The 6,674-nt window shown below is 53.5% G+C and carries 6 protein-coding genes; 2 read left to right on the top strand and 4 right to left on the bottom strand.

Annotation, left to right across the window (positions count from 1 at the left end; translation table 11 throughout):
• Nucleotides 1-99: 99 nt before the first annotated feature.
• Nucleotides 100-2,424, bottom strand: a complete 2,325-nt coding sequence (gene topA / locus Q4A85_RS03755) for a type I DNA topoisomerase (protein ID WP_303107816.1) — start codon at nucleotides 2,422-2,424, stop codon at nucleotides 100-102.
• 228 nt (nucleotides 2,425-2,652) lie between these two features.
• Entirely contained in the window at nucleotides 2,653-2,901 is a 249-nt protein-coding gene (locus tag Q4A85_RS03750) for a hypothetical protein (protein ID WP_303107815.1), read from the bottom strand.
• A 441-nt stretch (nucleotides 2,902-3,342) separates the two neighbouring features.
• Between Q4A85_RS03750 and Q4A85_RS03745 the strand changes: the two genes are divergently transcribed.
• The gene (locus tag Q4A85_RS03745; protein ID WP_303107814.1) at nucleotides 3,343-4,137 is read left to right on the top strand and encodes an AraC family transcriptional regulator; all 795 of its coding nucleotides are present in this window, start codon (nucleotides 3,343-3,345) and stop codon (nucleotides 4,135-4,137) included.
• A 250-nt stretch (nucleotides 4,138-4,387) separates the two neighbouring features.
• Here Q4A85_RS03745 and Q4A85_RS03740 read toward each other — a convergent pair whose 3' ends face one another.
• Nucleotides 4,388-4,936 (bottom strand): YbhB/YbcL family Raf kinase inhibitor-like protein, encoded by a 549-nt coding sequence (locus Q4A85_RS03740; protein ID WP_303107813.1) that lies wholly within the window; start codon nucleotides 4,934-4,936, stop codon nucleotides 4,388-4,390.
• Nucleotides 4,937-5,142: 206 nt separating this feature from the next.
• On the opposite strand from Q4A85_RS03740, the gene Q4A85_RS03735 reads away from it, so the two are divergent.
• Nucleotides 5,143-5,409: a hypothetical protein gene (locus tag Q4A85_RS03735; protein ID WP_303107812.1), complete on the top strand. Its 267-nt coding sequence runs from the start codon at nucleotides 5,143-5,145 to the stop codon at nucleotides 5,407-5,409.
• Here the strand turns inward: Q4A85_RS03735 and fabF are convergent.
• Nucleotides 5,397-6,644 (bottom strand): beta-ketoacyl-ACP synthase II, encoded by a 1,248-nt coding sequence (gene fabF / locus Q4A85_RS03730; RefSeq protein WP_303107811.1) that lies wholly within the window; start codon nucleotides 6,642-6,644, stop codon nucleotides 5,397-5,399. The two genes, Q4A85_RS03735 and fabF, sit on opposite strands and share 13 nt — an antisense overlap.
• Between the last annotated feature and the right edge of the window lie 30 nt (nucleotides 6,645-6,674).

Raw genomic sequence — 6,674 nt, 5'->3', positions numbered from 1 at the left:
TTTTTGTTTGCTGCATGGTTTAACTGGGCAGCCTGAAATGGGGTTAAGGGGCTTTTCAGGCTGCCTTTTATGTGAACTGTTGCCCACTCAATGCTTGCTTTATTTCTTCTCTTTCGGCTCAGGCGCTTCTAGCTGCTCTTTCCAGCCGCATTCTTTTTGCGGGCAGACGCGTTGCACGCCCCAGCGTTTGGTTACTTTGCGCATGGTGATTGTCCAGCCGCATTGGGGGCAGGGTTGCGCAAGGGGTTCGCTGTTGATGGCGTATTTGCATTCGGGGTAGGTATCGCAGCTGTAAAAGGTTGTGCCGAAGCGGGATTTGCGTTCCACCAGATGCCCTTTGCCGCATTGCGGGCAGCTTACGCCCGTATCTTTGGGTTTTTCTAGCGGTTCAACGTGTTTGCATTTGGGGTAGTTGGCGCAGCCGATGAATTTTTTGCCTGTGCGGCTGTTTTTGTAAACGAGTTGTCCGCCGCATTGGGGGCAAGGTCGTCCGTTGAGTTCGGCTTGCATGGCTTCGTCTTGGGCGATGCGCTCGGCGGCTTGCCCGGCGGTTTCGTTTACATTGCGGGTGTAGTCGCATTCGGGGTAGCCTGCACAGGCGATGAAGCGTCCTGCGCGCCCGAATTTGATTTGTAGCTTGTGGTTGCCGCATTTGGGGCAGGTTTCGTCTAGCTCTTCGGTGGTGAATTTGGCGCGTTCTATGCCTTCTTTTTCTTCTACTTGTTTGTGGAAGCCTTGCCAGAAGCTGTCCATCACGGGAATCCATTGGCGTTTGCCACCTGCAATTTCGTCTAGCTGGTCTTCTAGTTTGGCGGTGAAGTTGTAATCCACATATTGTTTAAAATGTTCGGTTAGAAATCGGTTGACTACTTCGCCTGTGTCGGTGGGCAGGAAGCGGCGTTGTTCTACAATCACGTATTCGCGGTCTTTGAGCGTTTTGATGATGCTGGCGTAGGTGGAAGGGCGGCCGATGCCGTATTCTTCTAGGGCTTTCACGAGCGTGGCTTCGTTGAAGCGCGGCGGGGGTTGGGTGAAATGTTGTTCGCCGTATAGGTTATCCACGGGCAGTACTTCGCCAACTGCCATTTCGGGCAGTTTTTTGTTGTTTTCGTCTTCGCTATCGTCTTCGTCTGCGCCTTCTTGGTACACGCTTAAAAAGCCTGCAAACACCAGCACTTGCCCTGTGGCGCGGAAGATGCCATCGCCCACGGCTATATCTACGGTGGTGGCATCAAATTTGGCTTCTACCATTTGGCAGGCGACGCTGCGTTGCCAAATCATTTGATAGAGTTTGAATTGGTCGGCGCTGAGAAAGGGTTTCACGCTTTCTGGCGTGCGGTAAACGGATGTGGGGCGGATGGCTTCGTGCGCTTCTTGGGCGTTTTTGGATTTGGTTTTGTACACGCGGGGGCTGTTGGGCAGGTAGTCCGCGCCGATTTTGTTGCCGATATAGTGGCGGATTTCGGTGAGCGCGTCTTGCGACAGGGTTACGCTATCGGTGCGCATATAGGTAATCAAGCCGACTGCGCCTTGCCCCACGTCTATGCCTTCAAAAAGCTGCTGGGCGGTGCGCATGGTGCGGTCGGTGGTAAAGCCGAGTTTGCGCACGGCATCTTGTTGCATGGTGGATGTGGTGTAGGGCGCGGCGGGTTTACGCGTGGCTTTCTTTTTGATGACTTCGGCAACGCGGGCTTCTTTGCCTTGCAGCGCGGCAAGTATGGCGGCTTGGCTCTCTTCGTTGGGCAGGGAGAATTGTTCCAATTTGGCGTTTTGCCATTGGGTGAGTTTTGCGCTGAATTTGGTGCGCCCTTTGTGGCTGTCCATGTGGATGGACCAGTATTCTTGGGTTTCAAAGGCGCGGATTTCGTTTTCTCGTTCGCAAATCAGGCGCAAGGCGGGGCTTTGCACGCGCCCTGCGGATAAGCCACGGCGGATTTTTTTCCACAGCAAGGGCGATAGGTTGAAGCCAACCAGATAATCCAAGGCGCGGCGGGCTTGTTGCGCGTCCACAAGGTTGATGTCTAGCCCGCGCGGGTGTTGGATGGCTTCTTGCACGCCTTTGGGGGTTACTTCGTGGAACACCACGCGTTGCAGCTTGTCGCCGATGTTTGCCATGCCGCGTTTGGATTTGAGAATTTCGGCGATGTGCCACGAAATTGCTTCTCCTTCTCTATCGGGGTCGGTGGCGAGATAGATGGTGTCGGCTTGCTTGGCGGCTTTGACGATTTCGTCCACGTGTTTGGCGGATTTGGCGGGGATTTCGTATTTCATGGCGAAGTTGTCTTCGGGATTGACTGCGCCGTTTTTCTTAATCAAGTCGCGCACGTGTCCAAACGAAGCGAGCACTTCGTAATCGCTGCCAAGGTATTTTTTGATGGATTTGATTTTATTGGGGGATTCTACGATAAGGAGATTTTTTGCCATGATGTTGTTTTGCTTGTGAAGTGGGTTAAGGGAATTTCAGGCTGCTTGGATGGATATATTTTGTATATGGAAAGGCAGCCTGAAAATGGGTTTTGCGTTTTCAGGCTGCCTATTGCGGGCAGCCTGAATGTTCTTTTTTTATTATTCTTAAAATGTGTATGCTTTGGCAAGGGGTTGGCGAAAATTGTTTTTCAGGCTGCCTATGGTGCGGGGTAGGCAGCCTGAAAATCAGTCGCTGAGTTGGTCGCGGATGCCTTGGAACATGGGCATAAAGTTGAACAGGGCGATGCAGTAGCCACACAGAAATTGGCTGAATGCGTTGGCAAGCGGGCTGTTGAACCATTGCCAATCGGCTAGATGGCTGATGAAGTGCAACATGGCAAGGGCAAACGGCAAGATAAGGCTGGATGCGAACATACCGTTTATCCATGTGTCATCGTCTGAACCTGCGGTAAGGTAGGCGGCGAATAGGCCCACTAGGAAGCTGATGATGAATGCGGCGGTGCCTGCGGTATATAGGTTGATGGCTTGGGCGATGGGGGCGAGAAATAGGATGTAGCGCAGCTATGTGCGGGCGGTGCTGTCGGATTGGGGCGATTGGTGGGTTACGATGCAATAGGCGATGATGCAGAAGATTAAGGTGGGGAGCATGGCGGTTTCCTTTTTTGGGTTTCAGGCTGCCTAATCATAAGTTGCGCGGTTGGATTGGGTTGAGTGAACTGCGAATGGTGAAATTTTAGCGGATTTAAGCGTGGGTATGGCGGCGCAACGCCATGAGCATGGGAATAAGACTGGTATGTTTGGGGCAGCCTGAAACGGGCAATATCGGACAAACTATTTTCAGGCTGCCCCAGCTTTATAGCAGCCTGAAACCGCTTTCCCTTTATAATCTCTTTTTTGTTTTAAGCCGATTTTGCCATGCCAACGATTCGCCATTTTGCCTGCGCCCAGTATTTGGAAACGGGCAGCGTGTTGCAGCACAAGAAACTTTTGTTCGCGCAATCGCAATTTGCGCAGCCGATGATTGTGCGCGTGGTGCATGGGCGCAAAACGCTGCGTTATGCGGGTGGCGAATTGGTGGCGGCGGCGGGGCAATGGTTGTTGATTGCGGGCGGACAGTCATTTGATGTGTTGAACGAACCCGATGCGGCGCAGGGTTATTGCTCGCAATGGCTGATGTTGGGCGATGATTGGGTAGCGCAATTTTTTGCGCAGCATCCCACGCGCGAAACGGTAGATTGGGCGCAGGTTGTGCGCCCTGATGCCGCTTGGAATGAAGCATTTTCGCGCGTGGTGCAAGGTTTGCAAACGCGGCTGCCTGAAACAGTTTTGGCAGCGCGGACGATGGAATTGCTGGCTTGGCTGGCGCAAGCGGGCGCGGTGTTTAATCCACATTCGGCGCAGCGGTTGAGCAAGCAAATCCACCAGTTGGTTGCGCGGGATACGGCAACCAACTGGCAAATAGCGGATGTGGCGCAACGGCTGGGCATGAGCGAAGCCACGCTGCGAAGACGGTTAGCCCATGAAGGGACATCGTTCCGCGAGCTATTGAACAGCGTGAAGATGATGCGCGCGCTCACGCTGTTGCAAACATCGCCGCTGGGCGTGGCACAGGTGGCTTATGCGGTGGGCTATGAAAGCCCTGCGCGGTTTGCGGCAAGATTTCGGGCGCATTTCGGTTGCACGCCAAGCGATTTGCGTAAGGCAGCCTGAAAACAGGTTTACACGGTTTTCAGGCTGCCTATATGTTAGAACCTGTATTCACTATTTCCATAGACATCTTTTATACCCTAAAAACGTGGCTACTGCGTTAAAAATGCTCGCAAGGTGTCCAACCTTACTGCGCTTTTTGCCTTGTATCCGCGCTTTTATTCCATAAAATCTGCCTATGGAAATAGTGAATGCAGGTTCTTAGAAAAAAGGACGCACTCTATCGCGTCCTTGTTCTATATTTATCAGACCACTACCGCGCTTGGCGCACGGTTATGGTTGCCTTGCCCAGCGCGTGCGCATGGGTAAAAAAGCCAACCATTGCGGGCGTGGATTCGGCGGTAACGTTCGGCAACGTTGCCACGTTCACAGCGGTAACAGTGATTTCATAGCGGTGATTTTGCCCTTTGGGCGGGCATGCGCCCATAAAGCCTGCTGCGCCGCCGTCGGTGCGCGTTTGCAATGAGCCTTGCGGCAGCGGCTGGCTTTCAGGCAGCGTATGCACATGGGCGGGAATATTGGCAACCACCCAATGCATCCAGCCCAAGCCTGTGGGCGCGTCTTTGTCGTACATCGTCAGCACGAAACTTTTTGTGCCTTTGGGCGCATTTTTCCACGAAATAGTGGGCGCAATATTGCCGCCTGTGCAGCCAAAACCATAGGCTTCGCTTAACACATGGCGTTGGGCAAAATGCCCGTTTTGCAAGCCATCCACTTGCACGGAAAATTTTCCTTCTGCGCTGGCAAGCGTGGAAAGTGCGGTTAAACCCGCTAGTGCTGCGATGTAGCATCCTGTTTTCATGATGATTTCCTGGTTGGGGTTTGATTGAAAACGCGGATTATAGAAAAGTGTGATACACGCCGTGATGCAGAAACGTGCAAATATTGTGCGGATTTGGACTGCCCTACCCCACTTTCAGGCTGCCGATTGCATTACAGGTAAACGGTTTTAGCTTCGCAATTTCACTACGTTCCGCAGTCTGCCCCAACCTTATAGGCAGCCTGAAAATGGCAACTCCCACCCTATCCTATTTTCAGGCTGAAACCTTTTCCCCCCCCAACAACAGCCTGAAACCTAAAATGGAGCGGCGACGGCTCGTCGCCAAATTGCTTATTAAACATAGCATTACTGATTTTCCAAAATGTCGGCGAGCCGCCGACGCTCCATCGGTTACAGGTTTTGCAAAGGTTTCAGGCTGCCTATCGCACACAAAAAACCGCAAACGCCCAAGCCTTTGCAGTTTTCTTCGTTACACTCAACATCAATCTTCGTAGCGTTTAAACACCAGCGTGCCGTTGGTGCCGCCAAAGCCAAACGAGCTGGATGCCACGATACGAATATCGGCTTTGCGCGCTTGGTTGGCGCAGTAATCCAAATCGCAGCCCGCTTCAAAGTCTTGATTAACCAAGTTAATGGTGGGCGGCGCGATTTGGTCGCGGATGGCCAACACGCTGTAAACGGCTTCCACGCCGCCTGCTGCACCGAGCAAGTGCCCCGTCATGGACTTGGTGGAGCTAATCAACACTTTTTTCGCGTGCTCGCCCAACACCGATTTAATCGCATTGGTTTCGTTAGCATCACCCAATGGCGTGGATGTGCCGTGCGCGTTGATGTAGTCCACTTCGCTCGGTTGCACCTTGGCATCTTTAAACGCGCGGGACAACGCCAACGCAGGGCCTTCCATGTTGGGCGCGGTGATGTGGTAGGCATCGGAACTTGCGCCAAAGCCAACGATTTCAGCGTAAATGGTTGCGCCGCGCCGTTTGGCGTGTTCCAGCTCTTCCAGCACCAACACGCCTGCGCCTTCGCCCATCACAAAACCATCGCGGTCTTTGTCCCACGGGCGGGACGCGGCAGCGGGGTCATCGTTGCGGGTGGACAAGGCTTTCATGGCAGCAAATCCGCCGATGCCCAGTGTGCATACCGCGCCTTCTGCGCCGCCCGCAATCATCACATCGGCATCGCCGTATTGAATCATCCGCATGGAATCGCCGATGGCGTGCGCGCTGGTGGTGCACGCGGAAACGATGCCGTAGCTTGGGCCGCGATAGCCTTTTAGGATGGTAACGTGTCCCGCAATCAGGTTAATCAACGAGCTGGGGATGAAAAAGGGGTTGATTTTGCGCGCGCCGCCTGCGGCAACGGTGTTGGCGGTGGCTTCAATCGCGGGCAAACCGCCGATGCCCGAACCAATGTTTACGCCCACGCGGTCTTTATCCAACTCGGCAAACTCGTCCAAACGGGCATCAGTGATGGCTTGCATCGCACCTGCGATGCCGTAGTGGATAAAGGCATCCATGCGACGGGCTTCTTTGGGCGGGATGTATTGGGTTACATCAAAATCTTTCACTTCGCCTGCAATTTGGCAAGCGATGTCGCCAGCATCAAATCGGGTGATTTTGCCGATGCCGCTTTTGCCTGCCAGCAGGTTTTGCCACGCGCTGGGCACGTCATTGCCCACGGGCGATACTTGCCCTAAACCTGTGATAACAACGCGTCGTTGAGTCATGGGGTTCTCTTCTTGTAATGTGGGGTTAGC

The sequence above is a fragment of the Kingella sp. (in: b-proteobacteria) genome, assembly GCF_030527935.1.
Taxonomy (GTDB): Bacteria; Pseudomonadota; Gammaproteobacteria; order Burkholderiales; family Neisseriaceae; genus Kingella_B.
Note: the sequence above shows the minus strand (reverse complement) of the source record. Positions and strands in the feature narration are given on the sequence as shown.

What these genes read in the sequence shown, in the direction of transcription:
- topA (WP_303107816.1), bottom strand. Translation starts at nt 2,424, where the DNA reads ATGGCAAAAAATCTCCTTATCGTAGAATCCCCCAATAAAATCAAATCC.
- Q4A85_RS03735 (WP_303107812.1), top strand. Translation starts at nt 5,143, where the DNA reads ATGGCAACTCCCACCCTATCCTATTTTCAGGCTGAAACCTTTTCCCCC.
- fabF (WP_303107811.1), bottom strand. Translation starts at nt 6,644, where the DNA reads ATGACTCAACGACGCGTTGTTATCACAGGTTTAGGGCAAGTATCGCCC.
- Q4A85_RS03740 (WP_303107813.1), bottom strand. Translation starts at nt 4,936, where the DNA reads ATGAAAACAGGATGCTACATCGCAGCACTAGCGGGTTTAACCGCACTT.
- Q4A85_RS03745 (WP_303107814.1), top strand. Translation starts at nt 3,343, where the DNA reads ATGCCAACGATTCGCCATTTTGCCTGCGCCCAGTATTTGGAAACGGGC.